Consider the following 19808-nt stretch of genomic DNA (forward strand, 5'->3'; position numbering starts at 1 on the left):
GAGAGAGCTTTATGGCTTACCTAAATGCTCAGATTTCGCCATACACTTCGCCATCGCTTCCATCACCGCTGCGCGGAAACCTTTTTCTTCCAGGACTTTTACCGCCTCAATGGTGGTGCCGCCCGGTGAACAGACCATATCTTTCAGCTCGCCTGGATGCATGCCGGTTTCCAGCACCATTTTCGCGGAGCCCATCACGGCCTGGGCTGCGAACTGATAAGCCTGCTTGCGCGGCATGCCGCCCAGCACCGCGGCATCCGCCATCGCTTCGATAAACATAAACACATAGGCCGGGGAAGAGCCGCTGACGCCAACAACCGGATGGATCATCGCTTCGCTGATTACCTCGGCCTGGCCAAAGCTGCGGAAAATAGCTACCGCATCGGCGATATCTTCCGGACTGACCAGCGCGTTTGGCGTGACAGAAGTCATACCGGCATTCACCAGCGCTGGCGTATTGGGCATGGCGCGGATGATTTTACGGTCGTGGCCCAGCGCCGTCGCCAGCGAGTCGAGCGTAACGCCTGCGGCAACGGAAATAACTACCGTTTCTTTGTTGAGGCTGGAGGTGATTTCACCCAACACTTTTAACATCACGCCAGGCTTCACCGCCCCAAAGACAATGTCAGCAATCTGCGCCACTTGCTGGGCGCTTTGCGCAGGATTGATGCCATATTCCTGGCGCAGGGCTTCCACTTTTTCCGGCGACGGGGTGTAAACCCAGATATTGCCGGGCTGAATTAGCCCGCTGGAGATCAAGCCGCCGAGGATCGCTTTCCCCATGTTGCCGCAGCCAATAAAACCAATTTTCTTGTCCATTGCGTCACTCCATTGTCTGTGATGTTCGAGGGGCTATAGCTTAACGCGCTTTCAGGCGATTCGGCTACGCTTAAGCAAAACAGTGGAAGGAGTCCAGTTCATGGCAAAACCTGTACCCGATGAATACACCGGCCGCACCTATCCGGTGGAAGAAGATATGCGCTGGCAGCTCAAAGAGTGGAGCATTGAAAAATGGGGCCGCCGCTGCCTGCTGGCACTGGTGCTGTTGTCGTTGCTGGGGGTGTTTTCAGACGGCTGGCTAAGCCAGACCACGACGAACAACCCGGAGGGAACGCTGAGCGTGGAACATCAGCGGATAATGCGTGCGATGAGTGACGAGAACTTTATCCTGCGCGTTAAATTCGCTACGGGCCAGCCTACCGTGCTGACGCTGGGGCAGGATTTTATGGACAACTTTGAGATTCAGAGCCTTCAGCCACAGCCTCTTTTTACCCATACCAGCCGGCATGAAATGGTGCTGACCTGGCCTGCGAGCGCCAGCAAAGAGCAGGCGCTCTGGCTGACGGTTCAACCTCAGTCTGCCGGGCATTTTATCTCTACCATCAGGCTTAAAGGCGCAGAACCTGTGACCTTAAGCCAGTGGGTACTACCCTAAGGAAAAATTATGGATAACGTACTGCGCGTCATAGGGATGTACATTCTGCTGATGATCGTGCTGAAAATCGCCGGGCGGCGCACGCTGCTGGAAATGACCTCCTTCGATTTTATTCTGTTGCTTATCATCAGCGAGGCAACGCAGCAGGCGCTGTTGGGCAATGATTTTTCTTTCACCGGGGCGGCAGTCACCATTATCACGCTCATCACCATGGATATCGTGTTCGGCAGAATCAAAGAACGCTTCCCAAAAATCGAACAATTTATCGACGGCTCGCCGCTGATCCTCGTGGAATATGGCCGTCCGCTGGAAAAGCGAATGCGTAAGGCGGGGATCGGCAAGGACGACATACTTGCTTCCGCGCGAATGAACCAGGGGCTGGAGCGTATGGATCAGATAAAGTTTGCCATTCTGGAAAAGAACGGCAAGATCGCCATCATTCCCGCCGAAGAACAGGAGCCGTAATGCAAATTTGGGTGGATGCCGACGCGTGTCCAAAGGTTATCAAGGAAGTCTTATTCCGCGCTGCGGAACGCGCACAGATCGTGGTTACGCTGGTCGCCAATCATGGACTGAAAACGCCGCCGTCGCGTTTTATTCGCAGCCTTCAGGTTGCGACGGGATTCGACGTTGCCGATAACGAAATTGTGCGCCGCTGTGAAAGCGGCGATCTGGTGATTACCGCTGATATTCCGCTGGCCGCAGATGTTATCGAAAAGGGCGCCGTGGCGCTGAACCCACGCGGGGAACGCTATACGCCAGCCACTATTCGTGAGCGATTAACCATGCGTGATTTTATGGACACCCTGCGTGCAAGCGGCGTGCAGACGGGCGGGCCGGACAGCTTAAACCAGCGCGACCGCCAGCAGTTTGCCAACGAGCTGGAAAAATGGCTGCTGGCAGCGGCGCGGGCCAAAAAAGCTTAAATCAGATTGTCATCGTCGTCGCCAAAATCGTCATTGCCGATATCGCCATAGTCATTTGTGTCGTCCTGCGGCAGGCCCGCATCCTGATTAAGGAACTGGCTGTCTTCCGCCTGGTTATAGTCATCCACCGCGTTAATCGCTGAGTTATTGGCTGGCTGCGCAGGCTCGTTGATAATGTTCACCAGCTCTTCAGGCTGCGTGTGATGGAACATGCTGGTCAGCATATCCGCCATAATCACACCGCCTGCTACGCCCGCGGCCGTTTGCAGCGCTCCGGCTAAAAAGCCCGTGCCGCCACGCGGGGCGGCGTAGCCTGGCGCCATTTGCGGCGCGCTATAACTGCCCGGCGGCACGTTTTGATACCGTTGGGCACCAGGGATGGGTTCTGCGCCACGTGAAGAATTAGAGCCGAATAAGCCCGCAAGAAATCCGCCGCTGCTTTGTTGCTGGCGAGAAGCGTGCTCCAGCTGCGCCACCTGACCTTCCAGCCCCTGAATACGGCTGTTCAGCTGTTTCATCGCGGCTTCCTGAATCAGTATGGTTTGCGCCATATAATAGGCGGCGCCCGGAAGCTGCGCCAGATGTTGCTGGATTAGCTGGTCTGCGGCGGCGTCGCGCGGGGAGCTGTTCGCTTCAGCCTGTTTCAGGCGGCCAAAAAGCCCGTCAATCAGACGTTGCTCTTCAGATTGCATGGTTTATACCTCTGTCATCATGGGTTCTCAATATTCAGTCTGGATCAGAATCGCAGCATGTAAAATAACGCGAGGGTAAAGCTGCGCGGAATTGTGTTACTGAATCCCGGAATGTGTCAGGGGTGTCTTTTATCGGGACTTTCAAGTAAGGTGGCGCACATATTTCCTGGTAAATTTCCTTTACATATTTCAGGCTTGCTGCTGCACGCTTCGGTGTAACTGGCCTGTAGCGTAGATATTTTATCGTAACGATTTTTTTACGCCTGTTCCGTGTACTAGCTGAATGGTATGATGGCGCGCTGTTTATTGATTTGTTACCACCCAGGCTCACTGCTGAGGAATAGCCCCTGATGATTCAACCCATATTTCTGGTCGGCGCACGCGGCTGCGGTAAAACCACGGTAGGCGTAGCGTTAGCGCAGGCACTGGGCCGCGGCTTTGTCGATACCGATAACTATCTGTTGACCACCACCAACATGAGCGTAGCGGATATCGTGGCGCAGGAAGGATGGGACGGTTTTCGCGCGCGCGAAACGCAGGCGCTGAAAAATGTAACTTCGCCGGACGTTGTCGTTGCTACCGGCGGCGGCATGGTGCTGGCGGAGCATAATCGTCAATTCATGCGCGAACAGGGTGTGGTGATTTATCTGCGCGCGCCCGCCCAGATTTTGGCGAACCGTCTGGAAGCTTTCCCGCAAGAAGGGCAGCGGCCGACGTTAACCGGCAAACCCATTACCGATGAAATTGTCGAGGTGCTGGCCGCCCGGGAAGCGCTGTATCGCCAGGCCGCTCACCACGTGATTGACGCCTCTCAGACGCCGGATGCCGTTGTCGATGCGGTGCTTGCGGCTTTGCAAATAGCCCGGGCAAGCTAATCTTTGACTATACTTAACGCTCATCCACGATCGAAGGAAAAGCGATGGCGAGCAGACCTCCCTACCCACGCGTTGCGCGAATAGTTGAAGTCGAGAAAGGTTCGCAAACCGAAACCGTTACCTGGTATCAACTCAGGGCTGACCATCCCTACCCGGATACGCTTATCAGCGAACATCAGTCCGAGCAGGAAGCGCTGGACGCAAAACGGCGTTATGAAGACCCGGAAAAAAGCTGATCCGCACAGGCAGGGATGCCGAAAGCCCGACAGGATGTTCCCTAAAAACCCCTCAGGATTTTCCTTAAAAAACCCGCACTGGCTATGTCATCACACTTTTGACCACTCTGCTGGATTAAAAAAACATTACGATAATGTTATGTGTTGACGTTTCGTTAAAGGATCCGACGATGCGCTCGCGATCTGCTGCTACGCTTTGTGATCGATTATTAAGCGGCCCTGCGGTCAGCATCAATAAGTGGGAAAAGTATCAGTGCAGCAAAAGGGGACTGATACGAGATAGAGGCGGAACTTAACATGAAATCAACATTAGCCATTCTCACCATCGGTGTGGTCCCCGTCAGTGAAATCCTGCCGTTGTTAATCGAACATATTTCCGAAGAACAAATCAAACACGTTACGCTGCTGGGCAACATGTCCCGTGAGGAAGTGATTACGGAATTTGGCGCAGAAGAAGGTGAAGAGGAAATTCTCACCTTACTGGCAGACAAAACGCTCATTCATGTCGGCAAACAAAAAGTCGAACAGGCGCTACAGGGCGTAATCGAACTGCTGGATAATCAGGGTTACGATGTGATCTTACTGATGAGCACGGAGCGATTCGCCCGTCTTGCTGCCTATAACAGCATATTGCTGGAGCCGGAGCGCATCATTCCTCCCCTGGTGGCGTCCATTGTCGACGACCATCAGGTAGGCATTATTCTGCCTGTGCCTGAGCTATTGAAATCACAGCATAAAAAATGGCAGCAATTGCAGAACCCGCCCTTTTACGAGCTGGCTAATCCGGTGCACGAAACGGATGAGAGCTTGCTTAACGCTGGCCGAAAACTGCTGGCGGCGGGTGCGGATGTGCTGGTGCTGGATTCCCTTGGCTATCATCAGAAACATCGTGATCTGCTGCAAAAAGGGCTTAATGTGCCGGTATTATTATCGAACGTGCTGATTGCGCATTTAGCTTCGGAACTGCTCGCCTGACGCCGGGTAACAATTTGCGTGACAGGCTCAAGCGTTGCCCTCTATATTGTTTTTCTGAACATTTTTTAAAAGGGCCAGTCCATGCTTCAAAGTAATGAGTACTTTTCCGGCAAAGTGAAATCCATCGGTTTTACCAGCAGCAGCACTGGCCGGGCAAGCGTCGGGGTGATGGTGGAAGGGGAATACACCTTCGGTACGGCGCAACCAGAAGAGATGACCGTGGTCAGCGGCGCATTGCATGTATTGCTGCCTGAACAAACTGAATGGAAAACCTACACCGCAGGCGAAGTTTTTAACGTGCCGGGCCACAGCGAGTTCCATCTGCAGGTTGCCGAGCCAACCTCTTACCTTTGCCGTTATCTGGCTGATAAGTAAAATAAACCCTCTCCCAGGAGAGGGTTTTTGGTTTGCTTTCTCTCCTGGAAAGAGAACAGAGAGAGCGATTTAACGCTGAGCCTCGCCGCCTAACGCTTCCACCAGACTTTTAATCAAGGCCGCCAGTTCGCCGGTCATTAAAATGAAATCGGCGTCGAAACGCTGAGCAAAATCTTCACGATCGATATCGTCGTTCTGCTCGCGCAGCGTGTCTGCAAACTTCAGGCGCTTCACAGAGCCGTCGTCGGCAATCATAAACTGAATACGTTCCTGCCAGTCGAGCGCCAGTTTTGTCACTACTTTTCCGGCTTCAATGTGGGTGGCTATCTCATCGCATACCAGATCCTGCTGCTTACAGCGGATAACGCCACCGCCTTCAAGAATCGCCTTAAGCTCCGCTTCATCCATTAGTGCAAAGCCTGCCGGGACATCGCCAGAACGCACCCATTCGGTGAGCGTCAGTTCAATAGGCGTTTCCAGCGCCAGAGGCACAACCGGCAGCGATCCCAGGCTTTTACGCAACAACGCCAGCGTATCTTCCGCTTTTTTGGCGCTCGCGCAGTCCACCATAATCAAACCGTTAGCGGTATCAATCCACATCATGGTCTGGCTAAAACGGCTGAAGGCGCGCGGCAGGAGCGAGTGCAGCACTTCATCTTTCAGGGCGTCTTTCTCGGTTTTTTTCAGCTTGCGGCCCTGATCGGCTTCCAGCTTGCTAATCTTCGCTTCCAGCGCCTGCTTGATAACCGGAGAAGGAAGAATTTTTTCTTCTTTGCGGGCGCAAATCACAATCTGCCCGTTATTGGCATGGGTTAATGCATCACTGTGCGAGCCCATCGGTGGCACCCAGCCGGTTTTTGCCATATCCTGGCTGCCGCAAGGGCTGAACGTGAAGGCGGCCAACTGTTTTTCCATTTCATCCGCAGAGAGCGTGATGTCGCGGCTTAAACGGTAAACCATTAAATTTTTGAACCACAGCATGATTTTTTCCCGGTCAGGTCAGTGAAACGCAGCGGGCATGATAGCGAATCAGCCGCCACGTTTCATTGCCTAAACGGTGCTGTACTTCTACTCTGTTGATAACACTCATCAAATGAGGAAAGTTGCGTGCGTATAGGCATTGATTTAGGCGGTACTAAAACTGAGGTGATTGCGCTTGCGGACGAGGGTAAACAGCTATTTCGCCATCGCCTGCCCACTCCCAAAAATGATTATCAGCAAACTATTGGCACCATCGTTGAGCTTGTGCGCCTTGCCGAAGAGGCAACGGGCGAACGCGGCACGGTGGGCCTTGGCATTCCGGGGTCCATTTCGCCTTATACCCGCGTGGTGAAAAACGCTAATTCCACCTGGCTCAACGGCCAGCCGTTTGATAAAGACCTGTCGGATGCGCTGCAGCGTGAAGTTCGACTGGCGAACGATGCGAACTGCCTCGCCGTTTCCGAAGCCATTGATGGTGCTGCGGCAGGTGCAGGCATTGTTTTTGCGGTGATCGTCGGCACGGGCTGCGGCGCCGGTATCGCCATCAATGGCCATAGCCTGATTGGCGGTAACGGCACGGCGGGGGAGTGGGGCCACAACCCGCTGCCATGGATGGACGAAGATGAACTGCGCCATCGCGAAGAAGTGCCGTGTTATTGCGGGAAACAGGGCTGCATTGAAACCTTTATTTCCGGCACCGGTTTCGCCACTGACTATCAGCGTCTGAGCGGTAAGAAGCTAAAAGGCAATGAAATCATGCGACTTGCTGAACAGCAGGACCCGCTGGCGGAGCTGGCTATTAGCCGTTACGAAACGCGTCTGGCGAAATCGCTTGCCCATATCGTCAATATCCTTGATCCGGATGTGATAGTGCTTGGCGGAGGGATGAGCAACGTCGAGCGGCTGTATAAAACGGTGCCGCAGCTGATAAAACCGTGGGTATTTGGCGGTGAGTTTGAGACGCCGGTCCGCAAGGCGGTGCACGGCGATTCAAGCGGCGTGCGCGGCGCAGCGTGGTTGTGGCCGATGGAGAAATAAAATTTTCCCCTCGCCCTAACCTTCTCCCAAAGGGGAGAGGGAACTAAACGACACGGATTTCTCCTTCTCCCAAAGGAGAGAGGGAACTAAACGACACGGAGTTCTCCTTCTCCCAAAGGAGAGAGGGAACTAAGCGACACGGATTTCTCCTTCTCCCAAAGGAGAGAGGGAACTAAACGACACGGATTTCTCTTCTCCCCAAAGGGGAGAGGGAACTAAGCGACACGGATTCCTCTTCTCCCCAAAGGGGAGAGGGGGACTAAACGACACGGATTTCTCCTTCTCCCAAAGGGGAGAGGGAACTAAGCGACACGGGTTTCCCCTTCTCCCCAAAGGGGAGAAGAGCCGGGATGAAGGTCTGAATCGATCACCCGACGGCAAACTCCTTCGCCAGCCTGCTCACGCCCAGCCCGTTAATCTTCTTAACTTTTATCTGCACCGGAATGCGCTCTTTCATCGCTTCCACATGGCTAATGACGCCAATGGTTTTCCCACTCGCATTCAGCGTGTCCAGCGCATCCAGCGCCGTATCCAGCGTTGCGGCATCCAGCGTGCCAAAGCCTTCATCGAGGAACAGCGAGTCGATGCGTGTTTTATGGCTTACCAGATCGGACAAGGCCAGCGCCAGCGCCAGGCTTACCAGGAAACTTTCTCCGCCGGAAAGCGTGCGTGTATCGCGAACCGCGTCTGCTTGCCAGGTATCGACCACCTGTAACTCCAGCGCCTCGCTATCTTTGCGCTGTAACAGATAGCGGCCATGCAGACGGTCGAGCTGATTGTTGGCAAGCCACACCAGGTTATCGAGCGTCAGGCCCTGGGCGAACCTGCGGAATTTATCCCCTTCTCTGGAACCAATCAGCGCGTTGAGATAGCCCCAGTCATTCACCTGCTGCTGCTGTTCGGCAATAGTCTGCATCAGTCCCTGCTGACGCTGGCGGTTCTCCGCGTCGTGGCGAAGCTGCTGTTGGATCTGGCCCTGCTGCGTAGTGTTGTCGCGCAGTTGCTGTTGGTTTTGAGCAAGCTGCTGTTGCAGTTGAGCGATCCCCTCGTCTTCTGCCAGCGTTTGCGGACGGGCTGACTGATGCTGTGCGAGCGCCTTTTCCGCCTGCTGACAAAGGATGGCCTGCTGCTGATGCTGCTGTTCAAGCTGGCTTTTTTTCGCTTCTAACTGCTGGCGCTCTTGTTCATCAAGTAAAGCCGCCTGGAATGCGGCAGCATCCGCGAAGGGGCTGGCTGCCAGCGCGCTCAGGAATTGCTCGTTTGCCTGAGCAACACGGAATTCTTCCTGCTGACGCTGCTGCTGCAATGTTTTCCACTCGCTTTCGAGGGAGATGCAGTCGCTGTGCAGGCTATGCCAGTTTTGTAGCGCAAGGGTTTGTTCATTTTCAGGCAGCGGTGGCGGCGTGATGCCTTCGTCAACGAAAGCGGTTAACACGCTATCCAGCGTGCTGAGCTGCTGCTGTAAATGTGGGAGCCGTTCGTGCTGCTGTTGCCAGCGCTGAGACTCCTGCTGGCGCTGCGCCAGCCAGTCATTTTCTTCGCCTTGAGCCGGATGCTGCAAACCTACGTTTTCCAGCGTGAGGTTAAGTTCGTTGCGGCCGGTTACAATCTCAGCCTCCAGCTTGCCGTACTGAAGCTGCGCTTTAGCCAGCTGTTCTTCAAGTACAATCCGCTGGCTGAGCTGGTTTAGTTGCTGTTCGCGCAGCGCTTCGCCTTCCAGCCAGTGATTAAGATCGTCATCCGGCGTCAGCGCCAGTTGCAGCCCGGCGCAAAGCTGCTGCCAGCGGGTGCGTAATAAGACTTCTTCATCATCAAGGTTTCTGAGCGCTGCCTGTAATTTATCCCGCTGTTGGCGCTGTGCTTCCAGCAAGGCTTTGGCCGCCGACCCTTGCTCTGCCAGCGTGAAAACCTCTTGTTGCAGCGCGATGAGACGCTGCTGGTTTTCACCTGCCCGTAAAGCCTGATATTCCGCAACCGCCGGGTGCTGCGTGGAACCGCAAAGCGGGCAGGGTTGATCGGGCTGTAAATGCGCGCGCTCGGCTTCGAGGCTCACAATTCGTCTTTCCAGCTCGCAGACTTTTTCCAGATCGCTTTGATGCTGACGACGATCTTTATATTTCTGCCGTAAAAGCGTCAGACCCGCATCGCCCTGAACAATTTGCTGCTCAAGCGTAACAAGCTCCTGCTGCTGTTGGTTTTTGCGCCCGCGAAGAGAAGCGAGCTGCGGTTGTAGCGCGGCAAGCTGCTGGCGCTGAGGGCGAGCGGTGATTATCGCCTGTAAGTGAGCGCTTACCTCATCAGCATTTAGCGCCAGTTCAACGGCGGGCAACGCCTGTAGTTTTTGCATTCCGGCGTTGATATCGCGCTGCAAGGCCTGGAGCTGAGCCGTATCGCGCTGTTGCTGATTAAAGGCCATGCGCCAGCCGGCAAGCTCAGCGCCCCAAAGCCGGTAGCGATCGTGCGTTTTTAGCCATGCCTGCAAACGCGTTGTTTCGTCGGTGAGTTTTGCTGACTGGCTGGCCGCGAACAACCGCGTTTGCGCACGACGGCGCGTTGCCTGTTGTAAGCGAGCATTCACTTTATCTGACTGGAGCTGCGTACTTTGCAGGGCGGTTTGCTGCTCCTGCAGGCGCTGCCAGTGCGGGCGCAGTTTCTCGGCGGGCTGGGCCTGCGTCAGTTTTTCTAACTGCGGCGCCGCCGCCTGCAAAGCCAAATTTGCGGCAGCAAGCGATTGTTTTGCCTTAACATGCTCGTTATTGAGCTGCTCAAGCTGGCTTAACCACCGCTGATTTAGCTGAAGCTTCTGCTGTTCTGCCAGCAACGTTTTTTCATTAAGAGTGAGCGCCTGCAAACCAGCTGTTAGCTGCTGTTGCTCCTCTTCGCCCAGAAGCGCCACGCCAGCAGCCTGAAGCTGTAGGTTTTCAAGCTGGCCGCGCATATTTTTATGTTTCTCAAATACGGCGGCGGAAACCGTGCCGTAAATTTCCGTGCCGGTGAGCTCTTCAAGCAGCGAGGCGCGATCGTTAGCATCGGCATTTAAAAAAGCGGCAAACTGTCCTTGGGAAAGCATCATCGAGCGGGTGAAGCGATCGTAATCGAGGCCGGTTAATGTGGCGGTGAACTCGAGCTTGTCTTTGATTTTATCGGCAACGATTTTGCCGGTTTCAACTTCCGCCAGCTCAACGCGCGGCGCCTGGAGATTACCATTTGCGGCATTGCGCGCGCGGTTCTGGCTCCAGAATGCGCGATACGCCACGCCTTTGACCTCAAATTCAACTTCCGCCAGGCATTCGGCGGTATCGCGCGTCATCAAATCGTTTTGCGACTGGGAAACCGTATTAAGGCGCGGCGTCTTATGGTAGAGGGCAAGGCAAATAGCGTCTAAAAGCGTGGTCTTACCCGCGCCGGTTGGTCCGGTGATGGCGAACAGGCCGTTGCTGGCAAACGGCTCCTGCGAGAAATCTATTTTCCATTCGCCTTTTAAGGAGTTGAGGTTTTTCAGGCGCAGGCTAAGAATTTTCATGCTTGATCCTCCGCATCATGCAGGCTTGCCACGGTTTGCGCGAACAGCGTGCGCAGGCGTTTGCCGTGCTCTTCGGTTGTCTCTTCCTGCGCCAGACGACGTTCAAACACTTCTTCCACGCTCAGCTCGCTCAGGGTTTCTTTATGGTTGCGGGCAATCACGCGATCCCGCTGTTCACGGCTGCGGCGCAGCAGCACCACTTCCACCGGCAGGCTTTCCGTTAGTTGCTGAATATGGCGCTGGAAATCATGCAGATATTCATCGGTAGCGATTTCGATATCCAGCCAGACTTTTGGCTCGCAGGGCGCGTCCCGCCACTGTTCAAGCTGCCTTTCGATTTCGCTCAGCGAGCCTTTTATCACCGCCAGCGGCTGGCTGACCGGGACCGGCAGAGCGGTGACGTTATGCAATGCGCCTTCGGCAAATTCCACCAGATACACGCTCTTGGCTTTACCGGTTTCATCGAAACTCAGGGAAACAGGCGAGCCGCTGTAGCGGATATGCTCCGTACCGCCAATCAACTGCGCGCGATGAATATGCCCGAGCGCAATGTAGTCGGCCGGGGGAAAATTTTGCGCAGGGAAGGCGTCCAGCGTGCCGATATAGATATCGCGCACCGCGTCCGTTTTGGTCACGCCTACGGTGGTTAAATGCCCGGTTGCGATAATCGGCAGCTTTTGGTCACCGCGTGCAGCCACGGCAGCAGCGTAGCACTGCTGGTAGTGGTCGGTGATGGCTTCCATTAGCGTGCGCTGTTTTTCGTGTCCGCTAAGGCCCGCGCGGCTGCTTTGAATATCACGTGGACGTAAAAAAGGAATCGGGCACAGAATTGCGCCGGGTGTACCATCTTTTTTGTTGAGCAGCAGCGTTTGTTCGCTCACATTGTGACGGGCGCTGGCGATAACCGAAGTATTCAGGCAGGCCAGCAGTTCGCGGGATTCGTTAAGCGTAGCCACGGAATCGTGATTGCCGGCAAGCACGACCAGCCGGCAGCCGGTGGCGTGCAACTGCACCACAAAACGGTTGTAAAGCTCGCGGGCATAGCTCGGCGGCGAACCGGTATCAAAAATATCGCCCGCAACGATTATTGCGTCCACGTTATGCTCAACGGCCGCCCGCAGTAGCCAGTCGAGGAAAGCCTGGTGTTCTGGCCCGCGGCTTTTGGTGTAAAAGTTCTGACCGAGGTGCCAGTCCGATGTGTGGATAATGCGCATAATCCGTCCTGTGGCAAAAAAGCGTGCCGGGATTATAAAGGCAGTTGTCACGAAGGGCACTTCCGCGCGTCATAATTCAAAGCAATCAGTCATCCGGCCGCCGTTTTTTTCATAAATCTGTCATAAATCTGACGCATACTGTCGCACAAATTAGCAATGGCATTGTTTAAACAGGGTAAATCATGGCGAAGCGTATTTTAGTCGTAGAAGATGAGGCTCCTATCCGTGAAATGGTGAGCTTTGTACTTGAACAAAACGGTTTTCAGCCAGTAGAAGCGGAAGATTATGACGCAGCCGTGAATCTTCTTACCGAACCTTTTCCCGATCTGATCCTGCTGGACTGGATGCTACCCGGCGGCTCCGGCATTCAGTTTATTAAGCACCTCAAACGCGAGGCGCTGACCCGTGAAATTCCCGTCATGATGCTGACCGCGCGCGGCGAAGAAGAGGATCGCGTGCGGGGTCTGGAAGTCGGCGCCGATGATTACATCACCAAACCGTTCTCGCCCAAGGAACTGGTGGCACGCATTAAGGCCGTGATGCGCCGTATTTCGCCGATGGCGGTGGAAGAAGTCATCCAAATGCAGGGGCTGAGCCTCGACCCCTCTTCCCACCGCGTGATGACCGGTGAAAATCCCCTGGATATGGGGCCGACGGAATTTAAGCTTTTACACTTCTTTATGACTCATCCGGAGCGGGTTTACAGCCGTGAGCAATTGCTTAACCACGTATGGGGCACCAATGTGTATGTGGAAGACCGCACCGTTGACGTGCATATTCGACGTTTACGCAAAGCGCTGGAACTGACCGGTCACGATCGCATGGTGCAAACGGTACGCGGCACGGGCTATCGTTTTTCGACCCGTTTTTAGTCTCTGACAGGAGTGTGAAGCGTGCTGGAACGATTGTCATGGAAAAGGCTGCTGCTGGAGCTGGTGCTCTGTTGTTTACCGGCGGTGATTCTCGGGCTGATTTTTGGCCATCTTCCCTGGTTTTTACTGGCGATGGTTACCGCTTTGCTGGTGTGGCATTTCTGGAATTTACTGCGCCTTTCCTGGTGGCTGTGGGTCGACCGCAGTATGACGCCTCCGCCAGGGCGCGGTAGCTGGGAGCCTTTGCTGTATGGCCTGCATCAGATGCAGCTACGTAATAAGAAACGCCGTAAGGAGCTGGGAAATCTGATTAAGCGTTTTCGCAGCGGGGCCGAATCACTGCCGGATGCGGTGGTGCTGACGACGGAAGAAGGGACGATTTTCTGGTGTAACGGCCTGGCGCAACAGCTGCTCGGGCTGCGCTGGCCGGACGATAACGGCCAGAACATCCTCAACTTATTGCGTTATCCGGAATTTACCCGTTACTTAACTACGAAAGAATTTACCCGTCCGCTGACCCTGGTGCTGAACAATGGCCGTCATCTGGAGTTCCGCGTGATGTCCTACAGCGACGAGCAGTGGCTGCTGGTGGCGCGCGATGTTACGCAGATGCACCAGCTGGAAGGCGCGCGGCGCAACTTTTTTGCCAACGTCAGCCATGAGTTACGCACGCCGTTAACCGTGCTACAGGGCTACCTGGAAATGATGCAGGACCAGAACCTGGAAGGCCCCCTGCGCGATAAAGCGCTGGGCACTATGCGCGAGCAAACGTCGCGTATGGAAGGCCTGGTGAAACAGCTATTGACACTATCACGTATTGAAGCGGCCCCGGCGATGGTGCTGAATGAAAAGGTTGACGTGCCGCTGATGCTGCGGGTGGTGGAACGTGAGGCGCAGACGCTCTGCCAGCAAAAACAGACGTTGCAGTTTGATGTTAACCCAGCGCTTAAGGTGTTTGGCAACGAAGAGCAGCTGCGCAGCGCGATTTCGAATCTGGTTTACAATGCGGTGAACCACACGCCTGAAGGCACGCATATTACCGTTAGCTGGCAAAAGACCACGCTGGGCGCAAAATTCAGCGTGACGGATAACGGGCCGGGTATTTCTGCTGAGCATGTTCCCCGGCTGACAGAGCGTTTCTACCGCGTGGATAAAGCGCGCTCAAGGCAAACGGGCGGCAGCGGGCTGGGGCTGGCGATTGTTAAACATGCCCTGAGTCATCATGAAACGCGGCTGGATATCGAAAGTACATTGGGACAAGGAACGACGTTTTCGTTTGTACTGCCGGAAAGGCTGATTGTGCCTGGGGCGGTGGTTATCGAGAATGGAACGCCTGCGGCATAGATACAGACATTCGCAGGAGGCTCTCTCTGGTCCTCTCCTTCAGGAGGGGGAATCCAAAAAGTTACGTTCTTCTTTCTCTCTCAGCCTTCAGGACAGGGCAACTCCCTGTTCTGTTCTTCCTCAGCCTTCAGGACAGGGCAACTTCCTGTTCTTTTCTTCCTCAGCCCTCAGCCCTCAGGATAGGGTTGGGGTAAGGGCGAGTGCAAAGCAAAATTATCGAACAAAATTTAACCAACTCCGTCAACTTCTCTTTCCAGGCTCCCTCAATTGTGCGTTTTTCGCCCTCTCGTTAACCAAACCTTGCCCTCTGGTGATAAAATGACCGCACGATGAACCATAATGAATTCCAGAATTTGAATTTATTCACTGCTTTTTTTCATGAATTAAGAATATCAATCTGGTTTTTGGATCGCTCCTTGTCTTCAAACGCTATAAGCGTTTTAATTGCGCCCCAGGTAGTTACCAGACCGACTGAATTTGCGTGGTAATTCGACCAACTATTCTTCGCCACCGATCTGGATCAGTATTTTCCGCTGTCGATAACTGGAAATGCCGCTTTTTTGCCATGCTGTACGGCAGGGAAATTTCAAAAACTCAACACCACACATCCACAGGCTGCAATTATTTTATGACCCATCACTTAAAATCTCGCGACATTATCGCTTTGGGCTTTATGACCTTTGCGTTATTTGTCGGCGCGGGCAACATCATTTTTCCTCCAATGGTTGGCTTACAGGCCGGTGAACACGTCTGGACGGCAGCCCTTGGCTTCCTGGTAACCGCCGTGGGTCTGCCGGTGTTGACCATTGTCGCCATTGCCCGCGTGGGTGGCGGTATCGATAGCTTAAGCTCGCCGATTGGCCGTCGCGCAGGCGTGCTGCTGGCTACTATCTGCTACCTGGCCGTTGGTCCGCTGTTTGCCACGCCGCGTACCGCAACCGTATCTTTTGAAGTGGGTATCGCACCGCTGATGGGCTCAGGCGAGCTGCCGCTGTTTATCTACAGCCTCGTCTATTTCGCTATGGTTATCGCCATCTCCCTCTATCCAGGCAAGCTGCTGGATACTGTCGGGCACGTGCTGGCGCCGGTGAAAATTGTTGCGCTGTTGGTCCTGGCTGCGGGAGCCTTGCTGTGGCCTGCGGGCGGTATCAGTACCGCGACTGAGGCGTACCAGAATGCCGCATTCTCCAACGGGTTCGTGAACGGTTATCTGACCATGGATACCCTGGCGTCGCTGGTGTTTGGTATCGTTATCGTTAACGCGGCCCGCTCGCGCGGCGTGACCGAATCCCGTCTGCTGACGCGCTATACCATCTGGGCTGGCCTGATTGCGGGCGTCGGTTTAACGCTGATTTATCTGGCGCTGTTCCGCCTGGGTTCGGACAGCGCAACCCTTATTACCGATCGGAACGCGAACGGCGCGGCGATCCTGCATGCTTATGTGGCTCATACCTTCGGCGGCGCGGGCAGCTTCTTCCTGGCTGCGCTGATCTTCCTGGCCTGTATGGTGACGGCCGTTGGCCTGACCTGCGCTTGCGCCGAATTCTTCAGCCAGTATTTACCGCTGTCCTACCGCTCGCTGGTATTTATCCTCGGCCTGTTCTCTATGGTGGTGTCTAATCTCGGCTTGAGCCATCTGATTCAGGTTTCCATTCCGGTTCTGACGGCCATTTATCCGCCGTGTATCGCCCTGGTGGTGCTGAGCTTCACCCGTCCGTGGTGGCACAACTCAAGACGCGTGATAGCACCGGCGATGCTCATCAGCACAATGTTTGGTATCATTGACGGGATTAAGGCTTCGGCCATTAGCGATATGCTGCCAGCATGGGCTGCGCGCTTACCGCTTGCCGATCAAGGTCTGGCGTGGGTATTACCGACCGTGGCGATGGTGATAATCGCCGTGGTCTGGGACCGCGCAGCAGGGCGAAGAGTTACTTCAAACGTCCACTAAAAATTTGCATGTTGTTTAACCACGGGGCTGCGCTCCGTGGTTTTTTATTTGTTGAGAGTGATACGGAAAGATGGAAAACCAGAATAAGCTCAAGCGCGGTTTGAGCACCCGGCACATACGTTTTATGGCGCTGGGTTCGGCGATTGGTACGGGGCTGTTTTACGGCTCGGCGGACGCCATCAAAATGGCGGGGCCAAGCGTATTGCTGGCCTATATTATCGGCGGCGTGGCGGCTTACATCATCATGCGCGCGCTGGGCGAGATGTCGGTTCATAACCCCGCCGCCAGTTCGTTTTCCCGTTACGCGCAGGACAATCTGGGGCCAATGGCTGGCTACATCACCGGCTGGACCTACTGCTTCGAAATTCTGATTGTCGCCATCGCGGACGTGACCGCGTTCGGTATTTATATGGGCGTCTGGTTTCCGGCGGTGCCGCACTGGGTCTGGGTGCTTAGCGTGGTGCTGATCATCTGCGCCATCAATCTGATGAGCGTGAAGGTGTTTGGCGAGCTGGAATTCTGGTTCTCGTTCTTTAAAGTTGCCACCATCATCATTATGATCGTTGCCGGTATCGGCATTATCTTCTGGGGCATCGGTAACGGCGGCCAGGCGACGGGGATACACAACCTGTGGAGCAACGGCGGCTTCTTCAGCAACGGCTGGACAGGGATGATCATGTCGCTGCAAATGGTGATGTTCGCCTATGGCGGTATCGAGATCATTGGTATCACGGCGGGTGAAGCGAAAGACCCGCAGAAATCTATTCCGCGCGCTATTAACTCTGTGCCTCTGCGTATTCTGGTGTTCTATGTGGGTACGCTGTTTGTCATCATGTCTATCTACCCGTGGAACCAGGTTGGCACTTCCGGCAGCCCGTTCGTACTGACGTTCCAGCATATGGGGATTACCGTTGCGGCAGGCATCCTGAATTTTGTCGTCCTTACCGCGTCGCTTTCTGCGATTAACAGCGATGTATTCGGCGTGGGCCGTATGCTGCACGGAATGGCAGAGCAGGGCAGCGCGCCGAAGGTATTCGCAAAAACCTCCCGCAACGGCATTCCTTACGTCACCGTCCTGGTGATGAGCCTGGCCATGTTGCTGGCGGTTTATCTGAACTACATCATGCCGGAAAACGTCTTCCTGGTGATTGCCTCGCTGGCGACCTTTGCCACCGTCTGGGTGTGGATAATGATCCTGCTGTCGCAGATAGCCTTCCGCCGCAAACTCTCTAAAGAAGAAGCTAAGGCGCTGAAATTCCCGGTTCCCGGCGGCGTGGCGACCACGATAGTGGGCCTGATATTCCTGGCGTTTATCATCGCGCTTATCGGCTGGCACCCGGACACGCGTATTTCGCTTTACGTGGGCTGCGGCTGGATTGCCGTGCTGCTCGTTGGCTGGCTGTTTAAACGCCGCCGCTTGCAAACTATTTCACAAAGTAATTAATCCTCTCACCCCGCCGCCCGGCGGGGTTTTCTTTTGCTTAGCCATCAAATTTCATTTCTTTTCACCACCCCTTTTGGTTTTTAACTTATTAAATTTTCTATGGAAAAAATCTTAAAAATTAAAAGGTTGTTGTGATAGCTAAATAATTATGTTTAGTGGTGCCTTCTTGCGGAATATAACCGGCCGTTAAAGATTATTAATAGCCGGGACGATAGCTATTGCACTCAGGGAAGGGGGCGACGGATGTCAGTTAAATTAAACGCCGGGTTTTATGGATTAGCCTGCCTGGCTTATATTTTTGCGTTTACGGCATCGGCGGCGGCCCCGCTGTCTCCGGCCGACAGAAATACCGTTGAACAGCAGCAACAAAATATTTTGCAGCAGAACCAGCGCCAGCGTGATGAGTTAGAACGCAGCGCCGGGCTGCCTCGCTTTACCCAGTCCGTACCCGCCAGGCCTGCATCGGGCCCCTGTTTTACGATTAGCCGCATCACCCTTGATGGCGCGACATTGCTGAACGAACGCCAGGCCAACCGATTAACGGCTCCCTGGATAAATCAGTGCCTGGATATGCCACGCCTGAGCGAGCTGACTCGCGCCGTATCCGACTGGTATATCAGCCGGGGGTATATCACCAGCCGGGCATTTTTAACGGAGCAGGACTTATCCGCTGGGGAATTACATATTGCGGTAATGGAAGGCCGGTTGCAGCGTATTAAGATGGACGGCGAGCCTTCACGCACGCTGGCTATGGTATTTCCAGGGCTGGAAGGCGATATTCTGAATCTGCGTGATATCGAACAGGGCATGGAGCAAATTAACCGTACCCGCAGCACGCCGGTGCAAATTGAAATATTGCCTGGCGAATCAGCGGGCTATTCCATTGTTAATCTGACCGTCACGCCTGAATCTCCGTTAAGCACTTCCCTGAGCTTCGATAACAGCGGCCAGAAGAGCACCGGCACCGGCCAGCTTAGCGGTTCGCTGGCCGGCAATAACCTGCTGGGCCTCGCCGACAAATGGTTTATCAGCGGCGGGCGCAGCAGCGATTTCTCCAACGCCCACGACGCGCAAAATTTCCAGGCGGGCGTCAGTCTGCCTTACGGCTACAGCCTGCTGGATTACAGCTACAGCTGGAGCAACTATCTCAACACCATCAATAACAACGGCTATCCCTGGATTTCCACCGGCGACAGCGTTTCGCACCGCGCCACGTTTTCTCACGTGCTGTTCCGCAACGGAGATATGAAAACCGGCGCTTCCCTGGGCCTGATCCATCAAATCAGCCGCAACTGGCTGAACGACGCGAAGCTCGACAGCAGCAGCCGCAGGCTTACCAGCCTGCTGTTCGGCCTGAATCATACGCAAAAAATCTTTGGCGGCGTGGCGACCATTAACCCGACCTTCAGCCACGGTGTGCCCTGGCTTGACGCGGAAGACGATAACGGCAAGCGCGGCGACGTGCCGAAAGCTGAATTCAAAAAATGGAGCTTCAACGGCAGCTACCAGCTGCCGGTTGCCAACAATCTGTGGTGGCTAAGCAGCGTTTACGGTCAGTGGTCTCCGGACAGATTGTACGGCAGCGAGCGTTTGACGATCGGTGGAGAAAGTTCGGTGCGCGGCTTCAAAGAACAATATCTTTCCGGCGATAACGGCGGCTACTGGCGAAACGAGCTTAACTACACGCTCTTTACCCTGCCGGTTATCGGCCAGGTGAGCGCGCTTGCCGCACTGGATGGCGGCTGGCTGCAAAAGGATAACAAAGATCCCTGGGCGTCCGGCACTCTGTGGGGCACCGCGTTTGGGCTTTCCAGCGCAAACCGCTATTACTCCAGCCAGTTCACGGTTGGCCTGCCGGTGAAATATCCGGCCTGGCTGGCACCCGACCGCTTCAGCGTCTACTACCGCATCGCGTTTGTGATTTAAG

At 54.7% G+C, this 19808-nt stretch carries 18 protein-coding genes; 13 read left to right on the forward strand and 5 right to left on the reverse strand.

Going from position 1 to position 19808, the window contains the following annotated elements:
• Positions 1-9: 9 nt before the first annotated feature.
• The gene (gene proC / locus E2L00_RS12470; RefSeq protein WP_167611933.1) at positions 10-819 is read right to left on the reverse strand and encodes a pyrroline-5-carboxylate reductase; all 810 of its coding nucleotides are present in this window, start codon (positions 817-819) and stop codon (positions 10-12) included.
• Between the two features lie 100 nt (positions 820-919).
• On the opposite strand from proC, the gene E2L00_RS12475 reads away from it, so the two are divergent.
• Genes E2L00_RS12475 through E2L00_RS12485 form a run of 3 tightly spaced genes read left to right on the forward strand, consistent with a single transcriptional unit; the run spans position 920 to position 2361 of the window.
• The gene (locus E2L00_RS12475) at positions 920-1435 is read left to right on the forward strand and encodes a hypothetical protein (protein WP_167611936.1); all 516 of its coding nucleotides are present in this window, start codon (positions 920-922) and stop codon (positions 1433-1435) included.
• Between the two features lie 9 nt (positions 1436-1444).
• Positions 1445-1900, forward strand: a complete 456-nt coding sequence (locus E2L00_RS12480; protein ID WP_167611939.1) for a DUF421 domain-containing protein — start codon at positions 1445-1447, stop codon at positions 1898-1900.
• On the forward strand, positions 1900-2361 hold the full coding sequence (locus E2L00_RS12485; RefSeq protein WP_167611942.1) for a YaiI/YqxD family protein: 462 nt from the start codon (positions 1900-1902) through the stop codon (positions 2359-2361). The genes E2L00_RS12480 and E2L00_RS12485 overlap by 1 nt, the downstream gene beginning before the upstream one ends.
• Here the strand turns inward: E2L00_RS12485 and E2L00_RS12490 are convergent.
• Entirely contained in the window at positions 2358-3053 is a 696-nt protein-coding gene (locus E2L00_RS12490) for a DUF2076 domain-containing protein (protein ID WP_167611945.1), read from the reverse strand. The two genes, E2L00_RS12485 and E2L00_RS12490, sit on opposite strands and share 4 nt — an antisense overlap.
• 350 nt (positions 3054-3403) lie before the next feature.
• Here E2L00_RS12490 and aroL point away from each other — a divergent pair, with 350 nt between their 5' ends.
• The 4 genes from aroL (at position 3404) to ppnP (ending at position 5514) form a co-directional block, all read left to right on the forward strand.
• Positions 3404-3928 (forward strand): shikimate kinase AroL, encoded by a 525-nt coding sequence (aroL, locus tag E2L00_RS12495; protein WP_167611948.1) that lies wholly within the window; start codon positions 3404-3406, stop codon positions 3926-3928.
• 44 nt (positions 3929-3972) lie between these two features.
• Positions 3973-4164 carry a YaiA family protein gene (locus E2L00_RS12500; protein WP_167611951.1) on the forward strand — a complete coding sequence of 64 codons (192 nt, stop codon included), beginning with the start codon at positions 3973-3975 and terminating at the stop codon, positions 4162-4164.
• A gap of 297 nt (positions 4165-4461) precedes the next feature.
• Positions 4462-5139 carry an AroM family protein gene (locus E2L00_RS12505; protein WP_167611954.1) on the forward strand — a complete coding sequence of 226 codons (678 nt, stop codon included), beginning with the start codon at positions 4462-4464 and terminating at the stop codon, positions 5137-5139.
• A gap of 81 nt (positions 5140-5220) precedes the next feature.
• Positions 5221-5514 carry a pyrimidine/purine nucleoside phosphorylase gene (gene ppnP, locus E2L00_RS12510; RefSeq protein WP_167611957.1) on the forward strand — a complete coding sequence of 98 codons (294 nt, stop codon included), beginning with the start codon at positions 5221-5223 and terminating at the stop codon, positions 5512-5514.
• A gap of 69 nt (positions 5515-5583) precedes the next feature.
• Here ppnP and rdgC read toward each other — a convergent pair whose 3' ends face one another.
• Positions 5584-6495 carry a recombination-associated protein RdgC gene (gene rdgC / locus E2L00_RS12515; RefSeq protein ID WP_167611960.1) on the reverse strand — a complete coding sequence of 304 codons (912 nt, stop codon included), beginning with the start codon at positions 6493-6495 and terminating at the stop codon, positions 5584-5586.
• Positions 6496-6621: 126 nt separating this feature from the next.
• Between rdgC and mak the strand changes: the two genes are divergently transcribed.
• A complete protein-coding gene (gene mak, locus E2L00_RS12520) occupies positions 6622-7533 on the forward strand; it encodes a fructokinase (protein WP_167611963.1) in 912 nt (303 codons plus the stop codon).
• Positions 7534-7900: 367 nt separating this feature from the next.
• Here the strand turns inward: mak and sbcC are convergent, their stop codons facing one another.
• Together sbcC and sbcD are read right to left on the reverse strand one after the other, a co-directional pair.
• Positions 7901-11056 carry an exonuclease subunit SbcC gene (gene sbcC, locus E2L00_RS12525; protein WP_167611966.1) on the reverse strand — a complete coding sequence of 1052 codons (3156 nt, stop codon included), beginning with the start codon at positions 11054-11056 and terminating at the stop codon, positions 7901-7903.
• On the reverse strand, positions 11053-12270 hold the full coding sequence (gene sbcD / locus E2L00_RS12530; RefSeq protein WP_167611969.1) for an exonuclease subunit SbcD: 1218 nt from the start codon (positions 12268-12270) through the stop codon (positions 11053-11055). Before sbcD ends, sbcC begins: the two co-directional genes overlap by 4 nt.
• A gap of 182 nt (positions 12271-12452) precedes the next feature.
• Between sbcD and phoB the strand changes: the two genes are divergently transcribed.
• The 5 genes from phoB to E2L00_RS12555 all read left to right on the forward strand — a co-directional run bounded on the left by phoB (position 12453) and on the right by E2L00_RS12555 (position 19807).
• A complete protein-coding gene (gene phoB / locus E2L00_RS12535; RefSeq protein WP_167611972.1) occupies positions 12453-13142 on the forward strand; it encodes a phosphate response regulator transcription factor PhoB in 690 nt (229 codons plus the stop codon).
• 21 nt (positions 13143-13163) lie between these two features.
• Positions 13164-14486, forward strand: a complete 1323-nt coding sequence (phoR, locus tag E2L00_RS12540; protein WP_167611975.1) for a phosphate regulon sensor histidine kinase PhoR — start codon at positions 13164-13166, stop codon at positions 14484-14486.
• 628 nt (positions 14487-15114) lie between these two features.
• Positions 15115-16437, forward strand: coding sequence for a branched-chain amino acid transporter carrier protein BrnQ (gene brnQ / locus E2L00_RS12545; protein WP_167611978.1), 1323 nt, complete (start codon positions 15115-15117; stop codon positions 16435-16437).
• Between the two features lie 70 nt (positions 16438-16507).
• Positions 16508-17881 carry a proline-specific permease ProY gene (proY, locus tag E2L00_RS12550; protein WP_167611981.1) on the forward strand — a complete coding sequence of 458 codons (1374 nt, stop codon included), beginning with the start codon at positions 16508-16510 and terminating at the stop codon, positions 17879-17881.
• A 243-nt stretch (positions 17882-18124) separates the two neighbouring features.
• Positions 18125-19807 (forward strand): ShlB/FhaC/HecB family hemolysin secretion/activation protein, encoded by a 1683-nt coding sequence (locus tag E2L00_RS12555; RefSeq protein ID WP_167611984.1) that lies wholly within the window; start codon positions 18125-18127, stop codon positions 19805-19807.
• Position 19808: the final 1 nt, after the last annotated feature.

Origin of the sequence: Cedecea colo (assembly GCF_011808225.1) — a bacterium.
GTDB classification, from domain to species: Bacteria; Pseudomonadota; Gammaproteobacteria; order Enterobacterales; family Enterobacteriaceae; genus Dryocola; species Dryocola colo.

Bases quoted from the DNA above. Each gene is read 5' to 3' on its own strand.
- E2L00_RS12555 (WP_167611984.1), top strand. From the start codon at position 18,125: ATGTCAGTTAAATTAAACGCCGGGTTTTATGGATTAGCCTGCCTGGCT.
- E2L00_RS12490 (WP_167611945.1), bottom strand. From the start codon at position 3,053: ATGCAATCTGAAGAGCAACGTCTGATTGACGGGCTTTTTGGCCGCCTG.
- proY (WP_167611981.1), top strand. From the start codon at position 16,508: ATGGAAAACCAGAATAAGCTCAAGCGCGGTTTGAGCACCCGGCACATA.
- E2L00_RS12485 (WP_167611942.1), top strand. From the start codon at position 1,900: ATGCAAATTTGGGTGGATGCCGACGCGTGTCCAAAGGTTATCAAGGAA.
- E2L00_RS12505 (WP_167611954.1), top strand. From the start codon at position 4,462: ATGAAATCAACATTAGCCATTCTCACCATCGGTGTGGTCCCCGTCAGT.
- phoB (WP_167611972.1), top strand. From the start codon at position 12,453: ATGGCGAAGCGTATTTTAGTCGTAGAAGATGAGGCTCCTATCCGTGAA.
- E2L00_RS12475 (WP_167611936.1), top strand. From the start codon at position 920: ATGGCAAAACCTGTACCCGATGAATACACCGGCCGCACCTATCCGGTG.
- sbcC (WP_167611966.1), bottom strand. From the start codon at position 11,056: ATGAAAATTCTTAGCCTGCGCCTGAAAAACCTCAACTCCTTAAAAGGC.
- brnQ (WP_167611978.1), top strand. From the start codon at position 15,115: ATGACCCATCACTTAAAATCTCGCGACATTATCGCTTTGGGCTTTATG.
- sbcD (WP_167611969.1), bottom strand. From the start codon at position 12,270: ATGCGCATTATCCACACATCGGACTGGCACCTCGGTCAGAACTTTTAC.
- rdgC (WP_167611960.1), bottom strand. From the start codon at position 6,495: ATGCTGTGGTTCAAAAATTTAATGGTTTACCGTTTAAGCCGCGACATC.
- E2L00_RS12500 (WP_167611951.1), top strand. From the start codon at position 3,973: ATGGCGAGCAGACCTCCCTACCCACGCGTTGCGCGAATAGTTGAAGTC.
- proC (WP_167611933.1), bottom strand. From the start codon at position 819: ATGGACAAGAAAATTGGTTTTATTGGCTGCGGCAACATGGGGAAAGCG.
- ppnP (WP_167611957.1), top strand. From the start codon at position 5,221: ATGCTTCAAAGTAATGAGTACTTTTCCGGCAAAGTGAAATCCATCGGT.
- E2L00_RS12480 (WP_167611939.1), top strand. From the start codon at position 1,445: ATGGATAACGTACTGCGCGTCATAGGGATGTACATTCTGCTGATGATC.
- aroL (WP_167611948.1), top strand. From the start codon at position 3,404: ATGATTCAACCCATATTTCTGGTCGGCGCACGCGGCTGCGGTAAAACC.